Source organism: Psychromonas sp. (assembly GCF_983033635.1).
Genome location: NZ_CEZLMY010000006.1, coordinates 1 through 24,176, shown reverse-complemented (window position 1 = coordinate 24,176; position 24,176 = coordinate 1). Strand labels below are relative to the sequence as shown.

Here is a 24,176-nt window from a genome sequence, read left to right as displayed (position 1 = left end):
AAAAACACGACTTAAAATGAGTAAATGGCCTTGCCGTAAAACATATCATTTTCACTGCTATCATCCCATGTGCGCTGCACGCCGAGATTCCATGTGAAGCTGCCATTGGTTTCCCAAGCTAAATCCAAATAGGTTTCATAACTAACATCCTCGCCGTTATTGACCCCCACGGTAAAACTGTCGCCGCCACTTGCTAGGCGAGCTGTTGTGGTCAGGTTAGTATCTAAAACTTCAAAATTAGCATTTACACCTAAGCGGGTTTGAAATACACCGACTTTAGTATCAAGGCTGTAAGCCGTTTCGAATCCAGCGCCTAAATTAAGTTCATCATAATTTTGCTGATCATAAGCCAAAGCTGCCGGTGAACCGGAATCTTTCACTAACACGCCGTTATTATTGTATTCGCGCACATAATTTTCAGAGTAATCTTCTGTTCTCACATAGGTATAATTTGCTGATACTAAAGGTGATAGTGAGAAATTTTGCCAATAAAAGGCATGTGTCAACTCCAACTGCAGCGATAAGTTCTGGCTGTTAAAACGTGCTGTGGCATCAGTGTTTCCATCATAACCGGAACTTTCCCCGATCTGACGTGATGTCGTATTCGCATTCCAGCCAACCACACCACGACCGGTCAGGTAAAAATTATTCCACCCCTTAATCGCATATAATGAAGCCTGGTAAGACTCGATCTCCGTCCTGTTGTTATAGAGACGACCGCTGGCATCAACTTTTTGCTGGCTAAAAGCGATCCCCATCAAGAACTCGTTGGACAGAATTTTGTCATAACCAATCGCGAATCCAGAGCTGGTCGAATCAAAACCATCGTAGCGATTGGTGCCTTCACTATTAATAAAGGATCTATTATCAGAACCGAGATAAGTCACCCACAGTGATGAACGGGCTGAATCACCAAGCAAATAGTCAGAAGTACGTTTTTTAATTGCCTGAGTAAATTGATCCTGCGCAAGAATTGCACCGTACACATTAGCGCCACTGCGATCCGGGGTTAACTCACCCGCTAATTGCGCGCTAGCTTCATCAGATGGTGCAGATGCAAGTAAAGCCAGTAATTCTGTATTGCCGTCTGCAATTGCCTGTTCTTCCAAACGCTTTATCACATATGTTTCAGTTGAATCTGCACCGCCACTGGCGGCTCTCTCAGCCGCACTATCAGTTGCGCTTCGTTGGGCCGGTGAAGATTGCAATGGACTCGAAACAGATGCATTATCTGCCCCTAAAAACAAAAGGGGCATATCTTGTGCCATCGAGCCAGTTGCACTACATAACAAGCCAAGGGTAACTGCGACCGACAGTACAGTTCGGTGTGCCTTGTAACGGACATGGTTTATTGCCATTATTCTTACCTCATCTAATAACTAATCTGCTTGTTCGTTGAGTTCGGGCTTTCTCTATGAAATTTTGAATCAGCAAACAACCTTACGATAATTTTTTCATTATACTTACACTTACTTTCTTTTTAAGTGATCTACATTTTGTTTTTCGCTATTAAATTTATTTTTATTTTCGTGACGGGAATAACGAAAGCAAACGAAAAATTAAGTATAATAGCCATAGTTTAAGAATTTTGCTGTCGAATGGCACTGGGTTGTAGCTTGCTTACAAGGATAAATGGGGATGATTAATAAAATGTTAGAAAAACAGATACATAATGCACGCCATGGTGGAAAGATTATTTTTCCCGTAATGGTTGCAAGTCTGCTTGCTTTTTCAAATGGAGCTGCAGCAAACGGTATGGGAGAAGCCTTCGACACGGCCGCCTCCAGTCTCGGAGAAACCTACGGCGAATTAAGTAGTGGCTCGAAATTTACAATGGTGCTACTCAACCACGGTAAGACAACAGAAAAGTATTTTAAAGATAATACTAATGATATTGATGGCATGGATCGTCAATATGAGTGGGGGCAATCAGTCGGTTTATTTTTTCGCTCAGGCAAAACCCCGTTGTTTAACAGCCCGGTAAATATCAATTTTAATTTGGGTTATAGCTATATGTTTAAACTGGGTGCCTCTTACCCGGGCGATGTACACAACTGGAATGGGGGCGAAAAAATATTTATAAGTGAGGACTGTTTTTGGTCTGGTGGAGAGCCCTACAAAGGACAATATAAATGTAATGAATCTTCACCATACGGAAAAGTACCAGTTGCAAATATAAAACTTGATTGGGGTAAAAATAAGCAAAATCGTGGCTTTATGAAAATTGGTGACGGTTTTTATAATACCGGTATGATCACAACGGCAACCGATGATGATGCGCTATTATCCAGTTACCGCGGTATTACGGCCCAGCACAGTTATAATGGTTACATTATTGACGGTGCTTATGTGATCGGTTTTATGTCCGGTAATGAAGATAAAATGCAGGATCTCAGAGGTAATGCGAATTACTATGAGCCGGATCCGCTTAACTATGATTATCTCTACACTATGCGTTTGCGCAAGAAATTCAGTGATCAAGGGGGTTATCAAATCGCTTACGGTGAAGCCAAAGATTATCTTCGCCGCTCCCATGCTGCGGCTTATTACAACCTCAAGATAAATCCTCAAACTAAGCTGTTTATGCAGGCACAATATTACTATAACCATAAAGCCGGGGATTTATGGGATATCGATGTCGAAAAAGAGATTGCGGCATTCGATGAATATGCGTCCTTCATCGAGTATGAATTTATACTAAAATATGATGCGATGCAGTTCCTTTACGCGTTCAGCAAAACAAATGCCCCTCGTGAAAATGGCAGTGGTAACGGTGCATTCAGCTATGGCTTCGGTAAAGCGAAAGGCTATTTAAACCAGGCAACCAGTGGTAATTATCACGGTTTCAGACGTGATGGTGAAGAAGCTATGGTGCTGGGTGTCAAATATGATTTCCGTCATTTCGATCTTCGAGATATGAATATTCAGTACCGCTATCACTGGGGTAAGGCTCCGGTTAAGAATAAAACTTCAGGTGATATCGAATATGGTAAAGAATATGAACATGCAATCACCTTCAGCTATGAACCTAAATCCGGCATGCTTAAAGGATTTGTATTTAACCTGAAACAGGCATTCTATCGTCCGGATGAGACGCTAGGTCAGCTTCAACCAGGTGATATCAGCACAAAAGCGGATAAAACAGCCACCAAATTTATCGTAGCCTATATGTTTAGCCTTAAATAAGACTTACAGCTAACTCTACTGCGGCTCTTTAACAATAAGAGTCGCAGTAGTCAGGCATGTTTATGGACTTAGCTCAAGTTAATTATATTGGCCCATTAATAATGAGTAGATTTAACAAACTATTAGGTATACCTTTATTTATGAAGTGACATAGCTAGATAATTTATTGTGCCAATATTTATGGAAAGATAAATAAAATGAAATACCGCCATGTGGAAAAATCGGATGTTGAGTTGGGTCGCGTGCTTCAATACTCAGTTTACAATATTACTGGCAAGTTGTTACTGAAAAAACATAAGTTGATCACAACTGAACGTCAGAAAAAATTCATGTTAAATCATGGGGTGATTTGCAATATTGATACTATACCTTGCCGACAGTCAACTGATAAAATTAAACAGTACCCCTACTATAAAAGATGCAGCCCAGGCAGTGCTTTTAATAAAAAAAATGCCTGGCTTAGTGAACTCTATTTTTTATTCCTGCAGAACCAGCATACGAAGTTACCTGATTTTGTTCACTGTATTCTTAGCATCGGGCTAGAAATTCAATTACAAGTAAAAACGCAACATGATCCTCTATTAGCCTCATTGCAGCTGGATTTGGAAAACCATTATGGCTTAATTCATGCGTTACATGTCGCACTAAGCTGTGAAATTATCGGCAAGAGCATTGGATTGGGACAGGCAGAAAGACTGGTTATTGTCGCGGCGGCTTTAACCCATGATCTGGGGATAATTGCCGAGCAAGAAACGCTCAACAATCAAACTGAGCAGTTAACTGAATTTCAATGGGATAAAATTAAACAACACCCGATAAAAACTGAAGAAATATTACAGCAACTGGATGTTGATGATTCCCAATGGTTAGAAATAGTGAGACATCATCATGAAAGACTTGATGGCTCTGGTTATCCAGACGGTCTAGCAGGAGCACAGATATCACTCGGAGCAAGAATTATAGCCATAGCTGATATTTATTCGGCAATGGTGCATCCGACTGCATTCCGTAGCGAAAAATCAGGAAAACAGGTGTTAACTGAGTTGTATGAGATGCGCGGCAAAGAGTTAGATAGCAGCTTGGTCGAATGTTTTATTGATGAAATGGGTCGTTATCCTCCGGGTTCTTTGGTGCGACTGGAAAATAATGAAATTGCAGTGGTTTATACTGCGGGAAGTCAAGCACAGAGCAGCGAAGTGTATGCTTTGCTATCTCCGGAAAATGATATATACCTACAACCAATACTCAGGAATACACAAGAGGATAACCATACAATCGTTAAAGAAGAGATGCTGAACGAATATGAAATATTACTGGATACAATTGAAACTCTTTGGGACTGATTGATTTACATGCTCCTATATTTGACTCTACGATAATCTAAACTATACGGGTTATCCCTCAAAGTTTCGTATACCTAGAGAGGGCTTTTTTGAGGGTAATCAAGTAAATTAGTAAAGCACAAGATTTCATCAAGTGCTTAGATATGACTTTAAGCTCTACTGTCGGCGAATTTACTTTCACCATAAAAATGAGATTGAATTTTGTGAACATCGCCTTTTTTGCTTAATTCAACCTGCCAAATCTCACCATTATGTGCGATATCTTTAGGATAATCAGGCAGAGTATTAAGTAAAATTGACTTGATCATACGCAGTGTCACTGCATGGGTAATGATTAGAATATGCTCATGTTTTTCATCAAAAACCATATCAAAGAAAGGCTGCAGACGATTGGCAATCATTTCGTAAGATTCCCCCTCTCCTTCAGGTACCCACTTCCATCGTAAACTTCTGTCGTGACAATAGTCAGGTTCATCATCTAACTCGGCATATGTTTTACCTGCATATTTGCCAAGATCTTGTTCAATAACTCGATTATCCGTTATCGCTTGTAAATTAAATAGTTCTTCAAAAGGGGCTGCAGTTTGTTTTGCACGAAGAAGAGGAGACGTAATGATATGGTCTATTTGCTGGAATTCTTGTAACTCCTTAGCGATTTGCTCCGCATCTTTTTTTCCTTTTTCAGTTAAAGGGAAATCAAGTTGTGATGCCAATATATCAGCTAGGTTCGCTTCACTTTCAGCGTGGCGCATAAAATAGAGAGTTGTCATAAAATAACCTTATAGAATGACGTTAAAATTAAAACAGACTAAAGATTAAAAGCATTACCGACAGGCTATCTTTAATCTAAACAATAAGGCTAAATTATACAGGATATCAGCCGGCATGACTCTATTAACAGCCTATAAAAAGAGAAGTTTTTAAAAAATATAGCTACTTTCTAAATGCTACTTTTAATGCGAATCACCTTCATTTTATAAATAAACTCCGGTAGCAATTAAGTTCGAAAAACAGCATATTGCAAATCAACAAAGTGTCTACGATACTAGCGCTTATCCGTAAGCTGAACATTAACAATCAGCATGAAAATATCCGATAAAAAGAGCATAGAAATGATAGAGAAGCGAGCTTTGTTACTCTAATAAACCTAAATAATAGGGCCAATCAAACAAATCGCCGGGATCATTTTTTCGTCCCGGGGAAATATTACTATGCCCGGTTATGCGATCCGCTGTAATCGCAGGATAGCGTTGCTTAATCTCCAGCGTTAATTTAGCAAGCGCTTGATACTGCGCCTCTGTATAGGCCGATTTATCCGTACCTTCGAGCTCAATGCCAATCGAATAATCATTGCAGGCGTCGACGCCGTTAAATGATGATAACCCCGCATGCCAGGCTCGTTTTGCAAAAGGGACATATTGCTCAACTGTACCGTCTCGACGAATCACGCAATGAGCAGAAACTTGCAAACCGGCTAAATCGCTAAAGCTGGGGTGCGCATTACAATCTAAACAACCGCTAAACAGTTGCTCAATCTCTTTACCACCGTAAATACCTTCAGGCAAACTAATACAATGAATAACTAATAAACTCAGCTCGCAACCACTCGGTCGCTCACTAAAAAAAGGAGAGAAAATTTGTCTGGCACCCTGGTAAAAACCTAATTTATTGATCACCACTCACAGCCCTGTCAGGTACAAATTACGTGAAGCTATCATAACGTAAAATCAAGGCGAAAAAAAAGGCGCTAATTGCGCCCTTTCTCAATAATGAATAAATTTCTCGCGGTTATTCCCACTCGATAGTTGCAGGTGGTTTGCCTGAAACATCGTATACAACACGTGAGATACCATCAATTTCATTGATAATACGGTTTGATACATGACCGATTAAATCATATGGAAGATGTGACCAGCGCGCGGTCATAAAGTCGATAGTTTCAACACAACGAAGTGAAACAACCCAATCATATTTACGACAATCGCCCATTACACCAACAGAGCGTACAGGCAGGAAGACCACAAATGCCTGGCTTACTTTGTGGTAAAGCTCCGCTTTATGTAACTCTTCAATAAAGATTGCATCTGCACGGCGCAGTAGATCACAGTACTCTTTTTTCACTTCACCAAGAACACGCACACCTAGGCCAGGTCCAGGGAACGGATGGCGGTACAGCATATCGTAAGGTAAGCCTAACTCTAGGCCGATTTTACGCACTTCATCTTTAAACAGTTCACGCAGTGGTTCAACTAGTCCCATCTCCATATCATCGGGTAATCCGCCGACATTATGGTGAGATTTGATAACATGTGCTTTGCCCGTTTTAGAAGCAGCTGATTCAATTACATCAGGGTAGATAGTTCCTTGTGCCAACCATTTAGCATTATTTAATTTTTTCGATTCCTCATCAAAAATTTCAACAAATACACGGCCGATAATCTTACGTTTCGCTTCCGGATCAGCTTCACCTGCCATCTGCTCTAAGAAACGATGCTCAGCATTAACATGAATAATGTTTAATCCGAAATGATCGCCAAACATATCCATCACTTGCTGACCTTCGTTTAAACGCAGTAAGCCGTTATCAACAAACACGCAAGTCAGTTTATCACCAATGGCACGTTGCAGTAACATAGCAACAACAGAGGAATCAACACCACCAGAAAGACCTAAGATAACTTCATCGTCACCGACTTGCTCTTTCATACGTGCAACCGCATCATCAATAATTGAAGCGGGTGTCCACAAGGTTTCACAGCCGCAGATATCAACCACGAAGTTACGTAACATACGTTCGCCCTGGCGAGTATGTGTTACTTCAGGATGGAACTGTACGCCGTAAAAACGCTTCTCTTCATTGGCAATAGCAGCAAACTGGCAAGTTTCAGTATTGGCAATCGTGATGAAGTCGTCAGGAATTGCAGAAACTTTATCACCGTGGCTCATCCACACATCTAGTAATGCATTGCCATTTTCAGCAAGACCATCTTCAATTGCATGAAGGAATTTAGAAGCGGCTTGCACTTCAACTTGTGCGTAACCAAATTCACCTTCCCCCTCACCTTTGATAACAGCGCCACCGAGTTGCTCAGACATGGTCTGCATGCCGTAACAGATGCCTAAAACAGGTACACCCGCATTAAACACATATTCAGGTGCACGCGGAGAGCCTTCGGCAATTACACTTTCAGGGCCGCCCGCTAAAATAATACCGTTAGGGTTAAAATCTTTAATGTCTTGCTCATCAACATCCCAGCTCCAAAGCTCACAGTAAACACCTATTTCACGGATACGACGCGCGATTAATTGAGTGTATTGAGAGCCGAAATCTAAAATCAGAATTCGCTGTTCATGAATGTTCTTGATCATGGATTAATCCTTTTTATAAAGAATAGAAGACGGTAAAACCGTCTTCGTAATATTATTCAGCCGCCTGATTAACAGCAGCTTTTAACAATTTAGAAGCGCAGAAATTTCATTTAAATCTGCTAGCAGGCAGCATTCCCATACAGAGCGTGAGGAACGAAACCTGCATCTGGATTGTTATTAAGGCGACTAACTGCCAGAACGGTAGTTAGGTGCTTCCTTAGTAATTGCAACGTCATGCACATGGCTTTCGCCCATACCTGCACTGGTAATTTTCACAAACATTGCTTTGGTGTTCATCTCGTGGATTGTTGCACAACCCGTCAAGCCCATAGATGAACGCACGCCGCCCATCTGCTGATGAACGATCTCTTTAACTTTACCTTTGTAAGCAACGCGGCCTTCAATACCTTCAGGTACTAATTTGTCCGCAGCATTATCAGACTGGAAGTAACGATCAGATGAACCCGATGACATAGCGGCAAGCGAGCCCATACCACGGTAAGATTTGTACGAACGACCCTGGAATAAGATAATTTCACCAGGAGACTCTTCCGTTCCTGCGAACATGCTGCCCATCATTACACATGATGCGCCTGCGGCTAATGCTTTAGCGATATCACCTGAGAAACGAATTCCGCCATCGGCGATAACCGGAATACCAGTACCTTCAAGGGCAGCAACTGCATCAGAGATAGCAGTAATCTGCGGAACACCAACACCGGTAACGATACGGGTAGTACAGATTGAACCAGGGCCGATACCAACTTTAACCGCGCTACAACCAGCAGCGACGAGTGCTTTAGCACCTTCACCCGTTGCTACATTACCACCGACAATCTGCAGATCCGGGTATGAACTGCGTGTTGCTTTAATACGATCTAACACACCTTGAGAATGACCGTGTGAAGAATCAATTAATAAAACATCCACACCCGCTTCTACTAATGCATCAATACGCTCTTCATTACCCGCTCCAGCACCGACAGCGGCACCGACACGTAAGCGACCTAATTCATCTTTACATGCGTTTGGTTTACGCTCTGCTTTACGGAAATCTTTAACTGTGATCATGCCTTTTAGTTTAAAGTTATCATCAGTTAATAATACTTTTTCAATGCGGTGTGCGTGCATTAATGCTTCAACTTCATCACGCGGCGTGTTTGATTTAGCAGTAACAAGATCAGCTTTACCTGTCATAACAGCCGAAACGGGCTTTTCTAAATCTGTTTCAAATAAAACGTCACGGCCAGTGATAATACCCACTAATTCGCCAGTAGATTCAACAACCGGGTAACCAGCAAAACCGTGTTTTACTGTTAGTTGTTTAATTTGACCTAAAGTAGTGTCAGGAGATACAGTAACAGGGCTAGCAACAACACCACTTTCATGAATTTTAACCAGACGAACTTGTTCAGCCTGCAGTTCAATAGACATGTTTTTATGGATAAAACCGATACCACCTTCCTGCGCTAAAGCGATAGCAAAACGCGCTTCAGTCACAGTGTCCATAGCTGCAGAAACAACTGGAATATTTAATGATATGGTTGGAGTTAGTTGGGTTTTTAAGTCCGCAGTATTTGGAAGTACAGTCGAATGACTTGGCACTAATAATACATCATCAAATGTTAACGCATCTTTGGCAATTCGTAGCATTGCAATATCTCACTTATAGTTGGGAGGATTTTTCAGTATACCCAAATTTCTTGGGTATGATATTGCGCTGGGATTTTAATCGTTATGTGAGCGAACTACAATTAAAAATTAACTTGTTTAGCAACTCTTTTTAACATTTACCAGAAGATGCTAAGATTCAGCTCAATTTTCACTGCTAACAAATTGCGATAAACGATAATGAACTCACAAAATAAGAATATCTATAGTGTCAGCAGCCTTAATCGCGCTGCAAAATCTCTTTTAGAAACAGGTCTTGGAGTCATATGGTTATCCGGTGAGATTTCTAACCTAACCGTTGCCGTTTCCGGGCACTGGTATTTCACCCTGAAAGATCACAGCGCACAAGTACGCTGCGCCATGTTTAAGGGCAATAATCGACGTGCGGGTTTTACCCCAAAACATGGGCAACAGGTTTTAGTACGCGGCAAACTCAGCCTTTATGAAGCTCGTGGTGATTACCAGCTGATTGTTGAAAGCATGGCACCCGAAGGTGATGGTTTATTAAAACAGCAATTTGAAGCATTAAAGTGCCAACTGGCCGCTGAAGGTCTGTTTTCTGAAAGTAATAAGAAACCCTTGCCGCAAATTATCAAACGTATTGGTATTATCACCTCATCCACAGGTGCTGCACTGCACGATATTTTAAGTATATTAAAACGTCGCGATCCGCGCTTGCAGGTGATTATCTACCCAAGCCAAGTCCAAGGTGCAGGCAGCGCGCAGTCGGTTGCCGCGCAAATTCAACTGGCCAATGCACGTAATGAATGTGATTTGTTAATCATTGGCCGCGGTGGCGGTTCATTAGAAGATCTCTGGTGTTTTAATGAAGCAGTTGTTGCTTATGCTATTTTTAATAGCCAATTACCTATTATCAGCGCTGTTGGCCATGAAATTGATGTCACCATTAGTGATTTTGTGGCGGATCTACGTGCTGCCACCCCTTCTGCAGCCGCAGAGCTTGTCAGTCAGAACAAGGTATTTGTGGAAACGCAATTACAGACATTATTGAATCGTCTCAAACAAGCAATGTCCGCGCGCTTGCAGCTAAAATCACACCAACATGCTTTATTAAAGGAAAAATTACTCAAACAAGATCCTAAACATAAATTACAACAGCAAAGCCTGCAGCTCGATGAACTTTCATTACGCCTGTCACATGCAATGAAGCAAACACTGAGCAGACAAACTCAAAAGCAGCAACAGTTACAAAGCAAGTTATCGCATTTCAGCCCCGAGCAGAGCATTCACCTTGAACTGCAGAAACAATCACAACTTAAGGCTCGCCTGCAAACAGCTATGTTAAACAAACTTAAGCAAAGCGAGATGGACCTGCAGAGTAATATTGCGCAGTTAAATACTGTCAGCCCACTCGCCACCTTGGCGCGCGGTTATGCGATTGTAAAAGATCAGAAAGGCAAAGTGACCACAGATGCATCCACTTTAGCTGCGGGAGATAAAATAACGGTGCGCTTAGATAAGGGTGAGATAAAAGCGCAGGTACTGTAGTTGCTCTGCGAACATTGCAGGCGAGACTTCAATCCCGCCTGCCATTTAGCGCGGCTGAAGCCGCACTTCCAAATTATTCAAAGGTCTGCAAACGGTAGATAATGCGGTCATTACCTCGGAATAATCCAAATGAGACCTCCCCGGAGATACAATCTTTCTTTGTTCCTGTAGCACTCGGGCAAGCAACCGCATTGCCGCTGTCTAATAGCCAAGGCGCATCTAATACTGCTGATGTATTAGATTTTAAATTAATAAAATAATCGAGTTTACCGCGAGTTGATGGCGACGGAGCGGAGAAATCGAAAAAGCTTTGACCATTAATTAAGGGGGTATTTAATATTCTCACTTTAGTTTTCCCCTTGCTACCTGTTTGCGGATCTGTTATCTCAATTTTATCCGTAGTTGCATTTTTTACGGGGATAGCGCTAACTTGTGACATATCGGTAGTGCTGCATATATCTCGAATCATCGGCACAAAATGACTACCATCATAATAGGTGGCTTGCACTGTGGTGCGAACCGGTTGAAATTCACTGCCATGACCATTTCCAGCCTGTAAACGCCCGTAAGCTAAATCACCAAAGCTACTTAGATTAATATCAGCGGGTAATCGACATTGATTGGTGGTTGTACAGGGTGTTGATGCATTGGTCTGTAATTTTTCACCATCTATGCCAGATAACGTTATGAAATACTCAATTTGATTGTCAGTACCATCAGGCATTACCGAAAAATAGGGGCCATCCGCGGCGGTTAACGATTTTTGCAAACCCATTGCAAGCCCAGTAATAGTGTAAACACCGGCTTCCCATTGTGTTTCATCATAATAATCAACGGGTAATATCCGTTCACTCACATTTGTTGAATCATTTGTTGCATACGCCACATCAGAAAAATTAGCCGTTGCAGCAACAGGGTAGCCATTGTTAACATCATAATGATAATTCTCCGTTGTTTTTTCAGTCGCACTCGCACTGGCTTGCGCTTTTGCTTGCATCACATAATTTACTGATACCGCAGAAGTTAACAACGGGGTATCCGTTGCTAGCCCTTCTGTCATATAAGTAAAATCATTGCTGTTACAACCTCCTTGATAATGATAATTATCGTAAGCTAAATAATTGGGGTAAAAGCGCCCTATCTCTTTAACATCAGAAACAGTAATATCATTGCCTGTTTGAATATAATTAACACTGGTTGCCTGTAAACCAAGTACCCCCACTTCATCATAGGAAAGGTCGGAATAGATTAACTCACCTCCACTCATCATGGCAGTTAAAGCATTACTCCCATCTTCTGAATGAACAGTACCAATAGATGCTGAAGCGTGCGTTGGGAAAACTAACGTCGGTAACAGTGTCACACTATTACTAAAGCTTGGCGTAACCGTGCTTGTACCGTTTGTACAATGATTCAAAGGGTCATCACTACAATCAATGACCGCTTTTACTGTGATATCAAATGTATCAACATCAACGACTGTGCTATGGCTACGCACTGCAGCACGTTTAAAACCAGTGCCAGTGATAGGATCATAATCACTCAGCTCAGCAGGATTATCGCTAACTGGAGTAATTATTAATTGCAAAGGATTAACAATGGTAATGGCGCTGCCTTGTAATTCATCATCTTGGCCCGGATCCGCAGGCGGAGCGCCAATACCTTGATCATCCCGCGCATGAATTTGTATTTGCCCAGCATCGGGGTAATTAACCGAAACCGTTGCCACGCCATTTAAAAAGGTAACGCTTTGCTCCGTAGCATCCGTTGCATTTTTTTCAATCACAGTTTGATTAACTTCAACATTGAGACCAACAGGAACCTCTGGCTCTACATAACTCGACCAGAACTTTAAGTTTTTATCACCCGTATACTCCTCGATAACCTCACAACCATCCGCATCTGGATCTTTACCTACAGCTGTCAATGTTAAAGCAAACGGAAGATTAGCCGTTGTAAAACAGGGTGATGCGTCTATACCATTGTTACAACTGAGTTCCGATTTTAACTGGAAAGGTCGAAAGCTAATTAAATTTGAAACGTTACTTACCGCCCCGCTACTCACACTAACCGTTAAGTCACTGGCGATATTATTAAATAAACCCAGTTCAATAATCCCTTGATCGGAAGCTACAAATTGATAACTGGCTTGACCATTATCAGCGCTACCGACATCAGTCAGTGTTCCATCTGCATTTAGCTTATTCCAAACACCTTTATCCGTGCTGGTTGAAAGATTAATCAATCCCACATAATCGGTTGCGGGATTGCCATCTAACAACACCTGAATAAAAACAGGATGTGGTTCACAGGTCAGCGCATCAGCGGAAGTGGTTATCTCAAAAACATAATCATTAACAGGAGGGACGCCACATTCAAGCTCATTTTCAATTATCGTATTATCTGTCATTTGTAAATTTGCAGATGCTACACGCCCTTCAATGTAGGTATTACCGTTTAACTCTACATTACCATTGGCATAGAGCGATCCGCTAAAACGAGCATTACCATTGAAAGCTACCGTTTCCCCTGTTACAAAAACAAACTGTCCAGGGAGAGCGGTATTACTCCTTTCAATACTGCCCTGAACACTATCGCTCTTACTAACAAACAGATAAACATCCCCCTCCCCCACCTCTATCCGCGAGCTTTCGTTAGTAACTCCCAAGCCTCTTATCGCATAAACCCCTGCATTTAAATAAACAACACCACCGTCGTAAACATTAAGCCTATTAATACGATATACATGCTCAGGTATCTGTGAAGCAAACGTTAATGTACCACCATTATGTACAGTAATATCTCCAAAGGCTGTGCCCTTGAATTTATCCGTTGCAGAATCGGGATCGCCGAGCGTAATATTCAGACCATCCGCTCCCGACCATGAGGCGACTGTAATGTCAGGAGCGTCAATAGTTGGGATAGTAAAAGAAGAAAGCTCAGCAGATTGCTCTCCTGTACTCGTACACTGTACACCTACCCCACAGCCATTAGCATTGCCGTAAGGCTCATGAGAGTAAAAATCAAATGCATTGGTATCATCAATAATTTGCGAGCTGCCCCACATGGTTAAATGACCACTGCTGCTGTAGCTCTGCGCTGCATCTTGAAAGATAGCACTACACTGCTCGGTTAATTCATCCACAGGTAGATCGATTGAGGGGATAGGCTCCCCGCCCGAACAGGTGCCTTCTACTATTATAATATTACCCTGATTATGCAGGGTGATCTGTTGTTCGCTATATACAAACCCCGTTACAGTTACCTTCTTGCCAATATAAACATTACCTGTGGCATAAATACTGCCATCATAAGTTGTTCTTCTATTACTATTAGCCCCATTAATACTCACTTCACCTAGCACGTAAATATCCCCGCTACGATTATCTCCAGCTGCAATATCCAAATCGCCACTCACAATTTCAAAACCACTGAGATCTAGGTCAGACTCACAAATATCAGCAGTGCCCCTAGCAGCTGCATTAGCAGAAATAAAAAATAAAGCAGTTAAGATAAGTTTCACTATCAATTTCATAAATTAGTCGCCTCGACTGTTATTTGACGGCGCGTGTTGATTTGACTGCTTTGACATGTGGCCGTACTGACGACTTTATAGCGCGTCGCCAAACCTGCGGAGGCTAATGTTGAGCTACAAATCACCTTGATGTCGGTGCAGCCATGAAATCCAGCATTATTATCTGGTAAGGTGGGCTCCACAGTGACAGCAGCACAGGTTGCGAGACCAGCAGAGGCCGCATTCAGCGGGAACAGCTGAGCTAATGCAATTTCACTAGCCGAATAGGCCGACAGATAAGCGCGTGCTGCATACACTTCATAACTTGTACCCTCAGCGCTGTCTCGCTGTAATGAGATTAAACTCGCACCTAATAATGAGATAACAATAATCACAAAGATGGCAATAACAATCGCACTGCCCGACTGTTTTTTTACTGAGTAGCAGTTTTGTTTACGGGACCTTGTTTTATGGTACATTGCTGATATGTAACGTTTGCTCAATCGAAACCTCCTGCCCGTCAAAGTCGAGAGTAAAAATTGCCTGTACTAGACCATTGCGCTGCAGCGTCGCGTCACTCACTGAAAAACTGCCCGATATATTATTGGCCATTAATACACCATCGACGCACTCACTGCCACGCAATAAATTACCAGCACTAAAATAGTAAGTTATATTATCGCGAATAATATAAACACGTTTAGCGGGAGAGGCTAAAGAAAAACTAACATCTCCGCCAAAATTAAGTGTATCTTTACCTGCATTAATAGCACTAATCGGATGAACTTTACTGTTGCCGTTCAATTCATTCTGCGCTAACAGATAAACAACGGCTCTATCGCCAGTCTGATGGCTATAATCATTAATCGGCGCAATCGTACCGACACTGGCGCTTAATGGCGCGATAGGAAAGTCATTATAAAGCGAACTGGCAATAATCGGTGTAAAGGTTAAACAGCCATTAGTGACTATGGCGCTATTAGGTAGCGCACTTGAGACTTCTCTACGCAGGCGTTCCATTACAAAACGCACACTGTTCAGTGATTTATCACGCTCTGTAATATCGGTATAGATATCCACCCCAGTGGCGATATAACTGCTTGTCGCGATGCCCAACGCAGAGAGGATGATGATTACAATCACCAGTTCAACTAAAGTAAAGCCCTTTTGTAAAACGACCTTAGCAGCTCGCATTAATAGTTCCCCTTTAAAGCAGAGAATAAAATCTGTTCATCACTTGGCGTTCTGATAGTGACATCAATGCGTTTCATTGTTGCGCCACCGAGCGTAGTGGTATCTGCAACCACCTCTATCTTTACTGCATAGTTATTGTATTGCGAGGGCAAAGGGGTCCCTAATACATCACCATAAGTGACTGCACTGACAAAATCATTTTCGATAAAATCATCAACGTCATTAAAGTTCTGGTGTTCACCTGCGCTTTCACCTGTATCTATGCCAAAAGTAGCAGAACAAGCCACTGCGGTTGGCGTTCCACCTGTTTGCCAATTTGTACCATCAAACCATAAACTGACATCTCCCCATATTTCACCTCAGCGGTAATAACCACCGTTATGATCGGAGTTCTGATCATACGCGCGTGACAAAATATTCTGCAAAATGCTCTGTCCAAGCTGTGAAGCGCGTAAACGGTAAAGCGGTTCAAGCGCATCTTTGCTTTGTGAAATCAGCATAGTATTCATGACCATCATCGCTACCCCTAATACGACAATGCCGACCACAAGTTCAACAAGGCTAAAACCTCGGCTAACTCCTTTATTGACGGTTTTTTTATTCATGCCTATTTTATTCATGAACATAGCCCTCAGACTCAATGGTTACACTTAAACTGTTATCACCTGTAATAGTAATGGGGCTAGCGCCTGTTGCTAATCTCCCCTGCAGATCAAAACGGTAATTATTCGGAGCTAACATGCCCGTTGGAAAGGTTACGCTATTATATTGATTATAATCATCGCTTGCACAAACATCAGCGGCAGATGGTAAGTTACAGTCGTTACCATTTTTAGTCGTATGCTCATGATAAAAGCAGTTACTTTTTACCACCAGCCAATAACAGGCATTCTCAGTCACATCGGTAGTAGGATCTGCATTCATCGCTTGCAGTTGTACTAAACGTAAACGGGCAATTAATTGGTCCTGCACGGTATAATCTTCAAACCCTGATTTGCTGGAAAATTTTGGAATGGCCACTGCAGCTAATACAGAAATCACAATAATCACCACCACCAGCTCAATCAGCGTGAAACCAGCTATTTTAGAGGTTGAGTTTTTACCTACGGCTGACGACATTTAATATCCATTTAAGTTGTAGTTTAACAGCGAGTTTAACAGCCTGTTTCGTTAATAATAATTTGCGGGCGAAATCCACTGTCCAAAGCCCCCTGATAACTAATATTACAACGAGAAATCGATCCGGGTCCCTGTTTTGTCCACAAATAAACCGACGCGGGTTGGTTTATTGTGCCTGACTGCTGATTACTATAAAGCCAGTCAATTTCATCTAATTCAATGATTTTTATTATCTCAGACCAAACTCCCTGCGGGTAACCATAACGGGTAAAAACCACAAACGGATCATTCGCATCAAGTACACGTCCGGATTTTATTGCCACTAACGCGCTTGGCTGTGTTTCTTTCCCCGCCAACACAGCTTTATTATAGGTAAAACCGGCGGCATCTTCGAGCGACGACTGCATTCCCTGCAATACCGACAGGTGCGCATCGGCTGTTAAAGGGATAAATTTCTGCAGCGCAACTGCACTTAATATTCCGATCACCGTCACCACTAAAATCAACTCCAGTAGAGAAAAAGCAGATTGTGCATGGCGATATTTAATTTGCCGCATTTTATTCCTGTTTTTTATCGTAAACATGCCAGGTTAAGAATGCTTCAATAATAGAAAATAACAGCATAAAGCGCGAGTTAATAATCATCTCTGTCGCAAATAGAAACCGTTTTTGTGAGGCAAAAAAAATCCCACGCTAAAGGTGGGATTTTCAATTAACTATGCATTACCACGCAGAGCGTGGGAACGATTAAATAATAGAAAATAATAACAAGATGGGCGAGCCATCAAGGCAATATATACAAGATAGAAAAGTTTTTTGGCAAGCAGATAAAAAAATCCCACGATAAACGTGGGATTTAGAGGTTCTTATTCGAGTTGCTTAAGAATTAACAGTCAGTAACCGTCGCTGTAATAACCGGACGTGCGTCAGCAGCTGCTTCATTATATACCACTGTACAAGTTGTTGTTTGCGTCGCACCTGATGCAACTAAAGCTGTAATAGTTGTAGTAGTAGTACCGTGTGCGACAGTCCAATCATCTACACTTAATTCAACAGCGTCTTCGATACCAGTCGAAGATGAATCAGGGTAACCGTTTACAAGGGTAACATTACGATCAGTCGCGGCGGCAGAGGATGCATTTTCAACACCGTCAATGGCAGCGCGAGAATAAGCTAAGCTTGCCGCACCTTCCAATGCTGCTTTAACTCCTTTTATTGCAGATTCACGTGCATCACCTTGCAGATCCACAAATTTTGGCACGGCTGTAGCTGCCAGAATACCAAGAATAATAATAACGATAACTAATTCAATTAACGTAAAACCCGACTGTTTTTTCATAATAAAAAGATCCTGTATTTTGAATATTGTTTAACTATTGTGTTAAACAATAAATAATTTAATAAATTTGTGCAATTTAAACTTCCGTGTAGATAGTGGAAGTTTAACCTAAAAAAAAGGCTCGCTGTACGATAAAAGTTTATCTTGTATCACGTTATAAATTTATAATTCAAATTAAGAGGCTAAAGCCTAAACCTTATATCAACAAGTGCTGACATTGAAATCAACTCAAACCAAATGACGCGATTTATAACAAATATCAGCAAGCATACTGTATGCCAACTACCCTCTAACCAGATAATCGCCAATACCAATCCACTTGTAAGTGGTTAACTCTTGTAACCCCATCGGGCCGCGTGCATGTAACTTTTGCGTGGAAACGGCAACTTCAGCGCCTAAGCCGAATTGGCTGCCATCAGTAAAACGGGTACTGGCATTAACATATACAGCGGCTGAGTTTACTGCATTAATAAATTTATTGGCAACGGTGAAATCATTAGTCAAAATACCGTCAGAGTGCTCTGAGCTATGCTCACGAATATGTGCTAAGGCTTCGTTTAAACCCGTGACCACTTTGACACCTAAATGAAGCGATAACCATTCACGGGAAAAATCCCCCTCCTGAGCGACTGTCGCTTTATCACCTAAAATTGCTTTTGCTTTGCTTTCACCAACTAAGGTTACAGCAAGTGGTAACAGATGCGCGGCTAATTTTGGTAAAAACTCAGCGGCAATTTTTTCATCGACCAATAAGGTATCAAGGGCATTACAAACACTCGGACGCTGCACTTTGGCATTTTCAATAATCGCTAATGCTTTATCAAAATCGGCACTTTGCTCGACAAACAGATGACAGATACCGATACCGCCAATAATCACAGGGATAGTGCTGTTTTCTTTACAGAAAAGTTGCAGACCTGCATTACCGCGCGGAATAATCATATCCACATATTGATCCATTTTCAGCAACTCGCCGACTAAAGCGCGATCTGTACTTTCAATATATTGCACTGCAGTTTTAGGTAAGCCCGCTTTTTGTAAAGCGCTCTGAATCACTTTAACCAACACCATATTAGAGCGAATCGTTTCTTTACCGCCGCGTAAAATACTGGCATTACCTGTTTTTAAACAAAGAGCGGCAATATCAATAGTTACATTGGGACGTGCTTCGTAAATAACACCAATCACTCCCACCGGCACTCGGCGTTTACTCAGCTTCAGACCATTTTCAAGTAACTTACTGTCAAACTCTTCACCAACTGGATCGGCTAAATTAATCACACTGCGCAGATCAGCGATAATGCCCGCTAAACGTGTTTCATCAAGTAATAACCTATCTAATAACGCATCGGTTAATCCCGCATCGATGCCCGCTTGTATATCTTGTTTATTAGCTGCAACAATCTCACTTTCGTTTGCTTCCAGCGCTAATGCAATCGTTTCTAACGCAGCATTTTTTTGTTTGCTGTCCGCTATCGCAAGTTCATAACTTGCTTCTTTTGCGAGCTTTCCTATCGCTTGTAAATCCATTATTTTTTTCCTTATTGCATTGCCAGCTGGCGCACGGCAATTAAAATATTTTTTATAACAACACTAAATCATCGCGGTGAATGGCCACTCGACCATGTTCAAACCCTAAACAGGCTTCGATTTGATCTGAATGTAACCCTTTAATTTTTTCAATATCAATACTTTTATATCTTACAACACCTCGCGCGAGCTCATTGCCTGCCAGGTTGCTAATAACAACCACGTCACCACGTAAAAAATGTTCTGTTGTGCCTCTTATGCCTTTAGGTAATAAACTGCTGCCAGAATCAACAATCGCCTGCTCGGCACCATCATCGACAATAATAGTTCCGGCAATAGTAGAGCCTGCAAAAATCCAATTTTTGCGTGCTTCTAAGCGACTATTATCATTAACAAAACGTGTTCCAACCGCTTTATTGTTAACCGCATCAATAATGACATTGTTTTTATGACCAGAAGCAATCACCACCTCAATTCCGCCACGATGTGCAACAGTTGCTGATTCAATCTTAGTTGCCATACCGCCAGTGCCTAAACCGCCGACACTGCCACCCGCTAATGCATGAATTTCATCGGTAATGATTGCAATTTCAGGAAGCAGCTGTGCATCGGGATTGCTGCGTGGATCTGCGGTGAATAACCCTTTCTGGTCAGTTAACAGCAATAACTGATCCGCATCTGCGAGTAATGCAACTAACGCAGAAAGATTATCATTATCGCCCACTTTTATTTCGCTGGTTGCAACCGCATCATTTTCATTTACTACCGGTATAATTCGATGTTTGAGCAGCGTTTTGATGGTATCCCGCGCATTTAAAAAACGTACGTGATCATCTAAATCGGCGCGAGTTAAGAGCATTTGCCCAACATGCAGGCCATAAATTTTAAAGAGATTTTCCCACTCACGTACCAGTTGACCTTGTCCTACAGCAGCGAGCATCTGTTTATTGGCAAAGGTCGGAGCAATATCGGGCATATTTAGATGTTCTTTACCGGCAGCGATTGCGCCAGAGGTGACCACGATAATTTGATGGCCCTGCTTTTGTAACTGCGCGCATTGACGCACAATTTCAACCATATGGGAGCGGTCTAATTTTGCGGTGCCACTCGTCAGAACACTGGTTCCTAGCTTAACTACAATTGTTTTTGTATTGGTTTTCATGCTTCCTTCATTTTTAATTAGGAGTTTAAAAAAATACGTTGTCTAAAATAAAAAAACAGCAACGAAGTTATCGTTACTGTTTTTTAGTATACCATTATTACTTCCTAGTTCACATGCTGAGCATAGTAACTAAGTGCTAACAAAGTTAAACCTCAGTTAAAACAACTTGTTGCAATGCCTCAAGCTTCAGGCCGGTTTCAATATCAATTAATGTTGCAAGACGTTTCAGAAATAGCTCAAATGACTTATCAAGCTGTTGCTGATCATTTTTGCTGATACTCTCAACAACCCAATCACCCGCTAAATTATAAATACCATCAAATCGCTGGTAATGACAACCGTCTTCATCTTTTGTTACCAGCAACCACCAGCCATAAAATTCTCTTTCTTCCGGTTCTTTTTCCGCATCAATGCAAATTTCTAAACAATCAAAAAAGAACGAACACTCCGTTGAGTGTAGTTTACGAAAATAAGGGCCTAAATCAGTAAATAATTTAAACAGTCGACCGCGAGAGGGGCCTGTATTAAGCGCTAATGTCATAAAAATATATTCCTGATAAGAGGTGGTTTATAAAGCTTAATTTAACACTCACTCTGCCAGATGTCTTGTTAACCACTGGGCAGAATAACTTAAAGAGTTTAAATATGATTCAAAAATGGGAGGTTTATCAATAATATGTGATTCTCCTTCGCGGCTTGCACGTGCAATCAACCGTAAATCTTGCTCGTTACAAATGATATCGTCTTTGTGACCAATGCTCAGTAGCGGTGTATCAATACGTTTGCGTGCAAGCAAACCTTGTTTGATTAAGGAGAATGGCACGCAATGCTGATATAATCTTTCAACACTGGAATTGTTCACCTGCATACGTGATGCGATACAATCCAGCAGCATAGGTGGCAGCTTTTTAAAATTATCTAGCTTATCAAATATGCTGCCGACCGCCGCGCCAACACAAACCACTGATTTTACAGTTTTTGGCTCCAAAAAAGCTAAACGCGTAGCTACATTGCCACCAAAACGCATACCCATTAAGGAGATCCTGTCATGATCCACCCATGGCACATTTTTTAAATAATGAATAATTGCTTGATGCAGATTCGAGGAGTTTTGCTCTAATTTAACATGCGATGAAAAACCAATACCGGGCAGATCAACGGTCAACATGGCAATCCCCGCGGGAGCAAGATCTTTTTCAAACAGTGGTAACAGTTCGCATTGCAGTGTATCAATTCCACCACTAACAATAACCACAGGATGGATTGTCTCGGTATGAGGGAGATGTAAATAACAGGTTACCTCTTTACCTTGAAAAGGCACTTTTATCTCTTTCAACAGGTAATGGTCATTAAACTTAAATGACTCACGGTAACTATTAAACGCCAAAACCTGCGCTTGGATACTTAGTTCATCGCCTTTTAAATTTGGGTAACTCGCGACACTGTAAAATTGCGACGCACAATAATAAGCTTGTTTTGCTTTTTCCCGTTGTCCCTGTTTGGCAAACTCATTAGCTTGTTTCTGGTAAAGCATCCCTTGCTGGGTCCATTCATAGGACCAGTTACCAGGGCGGAAACCAATGACACTGTCTAATATATCTTCATCACTGCGTTTATTAGTTGAAGCTGAAATATGAGAAAGGACATCGTAACAGTCGATAAGATCTAACCCTTGCCACGACCAAAGCATAAACTTTAATAAACGATACCAACCATTCTGCTCTTCGCCATCCATAATAACATCATCTAAATTGAGGTTTTTTTTTGTTAATGAATTAGGGATAATCGTTGAAGTTTCTTGCACATTAAATTTATGAGCAAAAAGTGTTTTAGATAAGTTTTCTGACATAAGTTACTCGTCTTATAAAATCCGCGCTAAATCAAGCGTAATACAAAATAGGAATTAATAATGCTACAGATTACCGACAATGCAAAAGAACAGCAATTATTGCCGCTGTTTCGTCTTGGTTTTCGTCCATTCTTTTTAGCTGGCTCTACTTTTGCGCTATTGAGCATAATAGTTTGGGGATTATTACTTTCGGCAAAAATCACACTTCCCTCTCTACTACCGGCAACCCTCTGGCATGCTCATGAAATGTTATTTGGTTTTGCTGGCGCAATTATTTTAGGTTTTTTACTCACAGCGGTACAAAACTGGACCGGTTATCCCGGGCTCAAAGGAAAAAAACTGGCCGCGTTACTGTTAATTTGGTTAGTTGGGCGAATCGCTATGTTTGCCTTTCCGCCTAACTTATACTGGTTAACCTTTATTTTTGAGTTAAGCTGGATGCCGTTAGCGGCTTTCGTGCTAGGCAAAGCGGTGATCCATGCTAAACAGTGGCGCAACCTGTTTTTTGTGCCGCTTTTGCTGCTTATGTCCGTTTTAAACGCACTGAGCCTTTACGGTTTTAAAAGTTATGATTATATCATGGCCCAACACGCTATCTGGAGCATGTTATTTTTAGTCTTCTTTATTATCGCGGTGATGGGCGGACGGGTTATCCCTTTTTTCACCAGCAAAGGCACCGGCACTGAAAAAGTCCAGCCTCTCAATTACTTGGAGTATTTAGCTGTTGCGCCTCTGTTATTATTGGCAATCTTTATCTGGCTGCCAGATTTATCTGTTATTTCAGGCGCGATTGCACTGCTTGCTGGTTTTGCCAATTTAATCCGCGTGATCCGCTGGAAACCGTTAATTACACTGCCGGTGCCATTGCTCTGGTCATTACATTTAAGTTATCTGCTGCTTTCACTTGGTTTGATTTTTTATTCAATCGCTCTGTTTATTCCTGCTATCAATGCCACAACCATGATCCACCTTGCGGCAATTGCAGGTATTGGCGGGATTATTTTAGCTATGATTAGCCGCGTTTCATTAGGCCATACAGGCCGTCCATTAAATCCTTCCAAGTGGATGAATATCGCTTTTTTAGCCACTGCAATTTCAGGTTTAGTGAGACTTATTTTCCCTTATTTAATGCCGGATCTAATCTTAATGAGTTATTGGATTAGCATCCTGTTTTGGTGTTGTGCTTTTATTCTATTTATTTTGTTTTACGCTAAAATGTTACTTTCAGTGCGTCTCGACAAACGCCCTGGTTAAAAATTTTACAGGCGGAGCTCTATTTTCAGCTCCGCCTGAACTGAGGATTTATACCAAATCCACTAATTATCTATTCATTTACGCTTGTTAAAATGAATGCTAGCTAGACATAAAACTATGTTTTAGTCTTTGTTATT

21 protein-coding genes are annotated in these 24,176 nt (G+C 41.5%); 4 read left to right on the top strand and 17 right to left on the bottom strand.

Translation table 11 applies throughout. The annotated features are described in order from the left end of the window. Positions 1 to 11: 11 nt before the first annotated feature. A complete protein-coding gene (locus AC4GME_RS01635) occupies positions 12 to 1,358 on the bottom strand; it encodes an autotransporter outer membrane beta-barrel domain-containing protein (protein ID WP_490376446.1) in 1,347 nt (448 codons plus the stop codon). 280 nt (positions 1,359 to 1,638) lie between these two features. On the opposite strand from AC4GME_RS01635, the gene AC4GME_RS01630 reads away from it, so the two are divergent. After that, entirely contained in the window at positions 1,639 to 3,186 is a 1,548-nt protein-coding gene (locus AC4GME_RS01630; RefSeq protein ID WP_490378934.1) for an OprD family outer membrane porin, read from the top strand. A gap of 197 nt (positions 3,187 to 3,383) precedes the next feature. Then, positions 3,384 to 4,529 (top strand): HD-GYP domain-containing protein, encoded by a 1,146-nt coding sequence (locus AC4GME_RS01625; protein WP_490378933.1) that lies wholly within the window; start codon positions 3,384 to 3,386, stop codon positions 4,527 to 4,529. A gap of 149 nt (positions 4,530 to 4,678) precedes the next feature. On the opposite strand, the gene AC4GME_RS01620 is transcribed toward AC4GME_RS01625, so the two are convergent. The 4 genes from AC4GME_RS01620 to guaB form a co-directional block, all read right to left on the bottom strand. After that, the gene (locus tag AC4GME_RS01620) at positions 4,679 to 5,299 is read right to left on the bottom strand and encodes a histidine phosphatase family protein (protein WP_490376282.1); all 621 of its coding nucleotides are present in this window, start codon (positions 5,297 to 5,299) and stop codon (positions 4,679 to 4,681) included. 363 nt (positions 5,300 to 5,662) lie between these two features. Continuing rightward, complete coding sequence (ampD, locus tag AC4GME_RS01615; RefSeq protein ID WP_490376283.1) at positions 5,663 to 6,208, bottom strand: 1,6-anhydro-N-acetylmuramyl-L-alanine amidase AmpD; 546 nt, start codon at positions 6,206 to 6,208, stop codon at positions 5,663 to 5,665. Between the two features lie 109 nt (positions 6,209 to 6,317). Then, positions 6,318 to 7,895: a glutamine-hydrolyzing GMP synthase gene (gene guaA, locus AC4GME_RS01610; protein WP_490376298.1), complete on the bottom strand. Its 1,578-nt coding sequence runs from the start codon at positions 7,893 to 7,895 to the stop codon at positions 6,318 to 6,320. A 189-nt stretch (positions 7,896 to 8,084) separates the two neighbouring features. Continuing rightward, positions 8,085 to 9,551 (bottom strand): IMP dehydrogenase, encoded by a 1,467-nt coding sequence (gene guaB / locus AC4GME_RS01605; RefSeq protein ID WP_490376284.1) that lies wholly within the window; start codon positions 9,549 to 9,551, stop codon positions 8,085 to 8,087. 198 nt (positions 9,552 to 9,749) lie between these two features. Here guaB and xseA point away from each other — a divergent pair, with 198 nt between their 5' ends. Further along, positions 9,750 to 11,078: an exodeoxyribonuclease VII large subunit gene (gene xseA / locus AC4GME_RS01600; RefSeq protein WP_490376285.1), complete on the top strand. Its 1,329-nt coding sequence runs from the start codon at positions 9,750 to 9,752 to the stop codon at positions 11,076 to 11,078. Between the two features lie 73 nt (positions 11,079 to 11,151). On the opposite strand, the gene AC4GME_RS01595 is transcribed toward xseA, so the two are convergent. The 12 genes from AC4GME_RS01595 to frsA form a co-directional block, all read right to left on the bottom strand. Continuing rightward, the gene (locus AC4GME_RS01595; protein ID WP_490376286.1) at positions 11,152 to 14,613 is read right to left on the bottom strand and encodes a DUF6701 domain-containing protein; all 3,462 of its coding nucleotides are present in this window, start codon (positions 14,611 to 14,613) and stop codon (positions 11,152 to 11,154) included. Further along, positions 14,610 to 15,095, bottom strand: a complete 486-nt coding sequence (locus AC4GME_RS01590; protein WP_490378932.1) for an MSHA biogenesis protein MshP — start codon at positions 15,093 to 15,095, stop codon at positions 14,610 to 14,612. The genes AC4GME_RS01595 and AC4GME_RS01590 overlap by 4 nt, the downstream gene beginning before the upstream one ends. Next, positions 15,061 to 15,786, bottom strand: coding sequence for a prepilin-type N-terminal cleavage/methylation domain-containing protein (locus AC4GME_RS01585; protein WP_490378931.1), 726 nt, complete (start codon positions 15,784 to 15,786; stop codon positions 15,061 to 15,063). Before AC4GME_RS01585 ends, AC4GME_RS01590 begins: the two co-directional genes overlap by 35 nt. After that, positions 15,786 to 16,073, bottom strand: coding sequence for a hypothetical protein (locus AC4GME_RS01580; RefSeq protein ID WP_490378930.1), 288 nt, complete (start codon positions 16,071 to 16,073; stop codon positions 15,786 to 15,788). The genes AC4GME_RS01585 and AC4GME_RS01580 overlap by 1 nt, the downstream gene beginning before the upstream one ends. A 72-nt stretch (positions 16,074 to 16,145) precedes the next feature. Further along, positions 16,146 to 16,406 carry a prepilin-type N-terminal cleavage/methylation domain-containing protein gene (locus AC4GME_RS01575; protein ID WP_490378929.1) on the bottom strand — a complete coding sequence of 87 codons (261 nt, stop codon included), beginning with the start codon at positions 16,404 to 16,406 and terminating at the stop codon, positions 16,146 to 16,148. Continuing rightward, entirely contained in the window at positions 16,399 to 16,905 is a 507-nt protein-coding gene (locus AC4GME_RS01570) for a prepilin-type N-terminal cleavage/methylation domain-containing protein (RefSeq protein WP_490376290.1), read from the bottom strand. Before AC4GME_RS01570 ends, AC4GME_RS01575 begins: the two co-directional genes overlap by 8 nt. A gap of 35 nt (positions 16,906 to 16,940) precedes the next feature. Beyond that, positions 16,941 to 17,462: a type II secretion system protein gene (locus AC4GME_RS01565; RefSeq protein WP_490376291.1), complete on the bottom strand. Its 522-nt coding sequence runs from the start codon at positions 17,460 to 17,462 to the stop codon at positions 16,941 to 16,943. A 329-nt stretch (positions 17,463 to 17,791) separates the two neighbouring features. Next, complete coding sequence (locus AC4GME_RS01560; protein ID WP_490376292.1) at positions 17,792 to 18,244, bottom strand: prepilin-type N-terminal cleavage/methylation domain-containing protein; 453 nt, start codon at positions 18,242 to 18,244, stop codon at positions 17,792 to 17,794. Between the two features lie 282 nt (positions 18,245 to 18,526). Continuing rightward, entirely contained in the window at positions 18,527 to 19,774 is a 1,248-nt protein-coding gene (locus AC4GME_RS01555; RefSeq protein WP_490376293.1) for a glutamate-5-semialdehyde dehydrogenase, read from the bottom strand. A gap of 52 nt (positions 19,775 to 19,826) precedes the next feature. Next, complete coding sequence (gene proB / locus AC4GME_RS01550) at positions 19,827 to 20,936, bottom strand: glutamate 5-kinase (RefSeq protein WP_490376294.1); 1,110 nt, start codon at positions 20,934 to 20,936, stop codon at positions 19,827 to 19,829. A 145-nt stretch (positions 20,937 to 21,081) separates the two neighbouring features. Next, positions 21,082 to 21,477, bottom strand: coding sequence for a sigma factor-binding protein Crl (crl, locus tag AC4GME_RS01545; protein WP_490376295.1), 396 nt, complete (start codon positions 21,475 to 21,477; stop codon positions 21,082 to 21,084). A gap of 48 nt (positions 21,478 to 21,525) precedes the next feature. Beyond that, entirely contained in the window at positions 21,526 to 22,785 is a 1,260-nt protein-coding gene (frsA, locus tag AC4GME_RS01540) for an esterase FrsA (RefSeq protein WP_490376296.1), read from the bottom strand. A gap of 60 nt (positions 22,786 to 22,845) precedes the next feature. Here frsA and AC4GME_RS01535 point away from each other — a divergent pair, with 60 nt between their 5' ends. Next, the gene (locus tag AC4GME_RS01535; RefSeq protein ID WP_490376297.1) at positions 22,846 to 24,039 is read left to right on the top strand and encodes an NnrS family protein; all 1,194 of its coding nucleotides are present in this window, start codon (positions 22,846 to 22,848) and stop codon (positions 24,037 to 24,039) included. Positions 24,040 to 24,176 lie beyond the last annotated feature (137 nt).

Bases quoted from the DNA above. Each gene is read 5' to 3' on its own strand.
- crl (WP_490376295.1), bottom strand. From the start codon at position 21,477: ATGACATTAGCGCTTAATACAGGCCCCTCTCGCGGTCGACTGTTTAAA.
- AC4GME_RS01535 (WP_490376297.1), top strand. From the start codon at position 22,846: ATGCTACAGATTACCGACAATGCAAAAGAACAGCAATTATTGCCGCTG.
- AC4GME_RS01565 (WP_490376291.1), bottom strand. From the start codon at position 17,462: ATGCGGCAAATTAAATATCGCCATGCACAATCTGCTTTTTCTCTACTG.
- AC4GME_RS01560 (WP_490376292.1), bottom strand. From the start codon at position 18,244: ATGAAAAAACAGTCGGGTTTTACGTTAATTGAATTAGTTATCGTTATT.
- AC4GME_RS01575 (WP_490378929.1), bottom strand. From the start codon at position 16,406: ATGAATAAAATAGGCATGAATAAAAAAACCGTCAATAAAGGAGTTAGC.
- AC4GME_RS01620 (WP_490376282.1), bottom strand. From the start codon at position 5,299: ATGACAACTCTCTATTTTATGCGCCACGCTGAAAGTGAAGCGAACCTA.
- guaB (WP_490376284.1), bottom strand. From the start codon at position 9,551: ATGCTACGAATTGCCAAAGATGCGTTAACATTTGATGATGTATTATTA.
- AC4GME_RS01595 (WP_490376286.1), bottom strand. From the start codon at position 14,613: ATGAAATTGATAGTGAAACTTATCTTAACTGCTTTATTTTTTATTTCT.
- proB (WP_490376294.1), bottom strand. From the start codon at position 20,936: ATGAAAACCAATACAAAAACAATTGTAGTTAAGCTAGGAACCAGTGTT.
- AC4GME_RS01635 (WP_490376446.1), bottom strand. From the start codon at position 1,358: ATGGCAATAAACCATGTCCGTTACAAGGCACACCGAACTGTACTGTCG.
- AC4GME_RS01625 (WP_490378933.1), top strand. From the start codon at position 3,384: ATGAAATACCGCCATGTGGAAAAATCGGATGTTGAGTTGGGTCGCGTG.
- AC4GME_RS01570 (WP_490376290.1), bottom strand. From the start codon at position 16,905: ATGTCGTCAGCCGTAGGTAAAAACTCAACCTCTAAAATAGCTGGTTTC.
- AC4GME_RS01555 (WP_490376293.1), bottom strand. From the start codon at position 19,774: ATGGATTTACAAGCGATAGGAAAGCTCGCAAAAGAAGCAAGTTATGAA.
- AC4GME_RS01585 (WP_490378931.1), bottom strand. From the start codon at position 15,786: ATGCGAGCTGCTAAGGTCGTTTTACAAAAGGGCTTTACTTTAGTTGAA.
- xseA (WP_490376285.1), top strand. From the start codon at position 9,750: ATGAACTCACAAAATAAGAATATCTATAGTGTCAGCAGCCTTAATCGC.
- frsA (WP_490376296.1), bottom strand. From the start codon at position 22,785: ATGTCAGAAAACTTATCTAAAACACTTTTTGCTCATAAATTTAATGTG.
- AC4GME_RS01630 (WP_490378934.1), top strand. From the start codon at position 1,639: ATGATTAATAAAATGTTAGAAAAACAGATACATAATGCACGCCATGGT.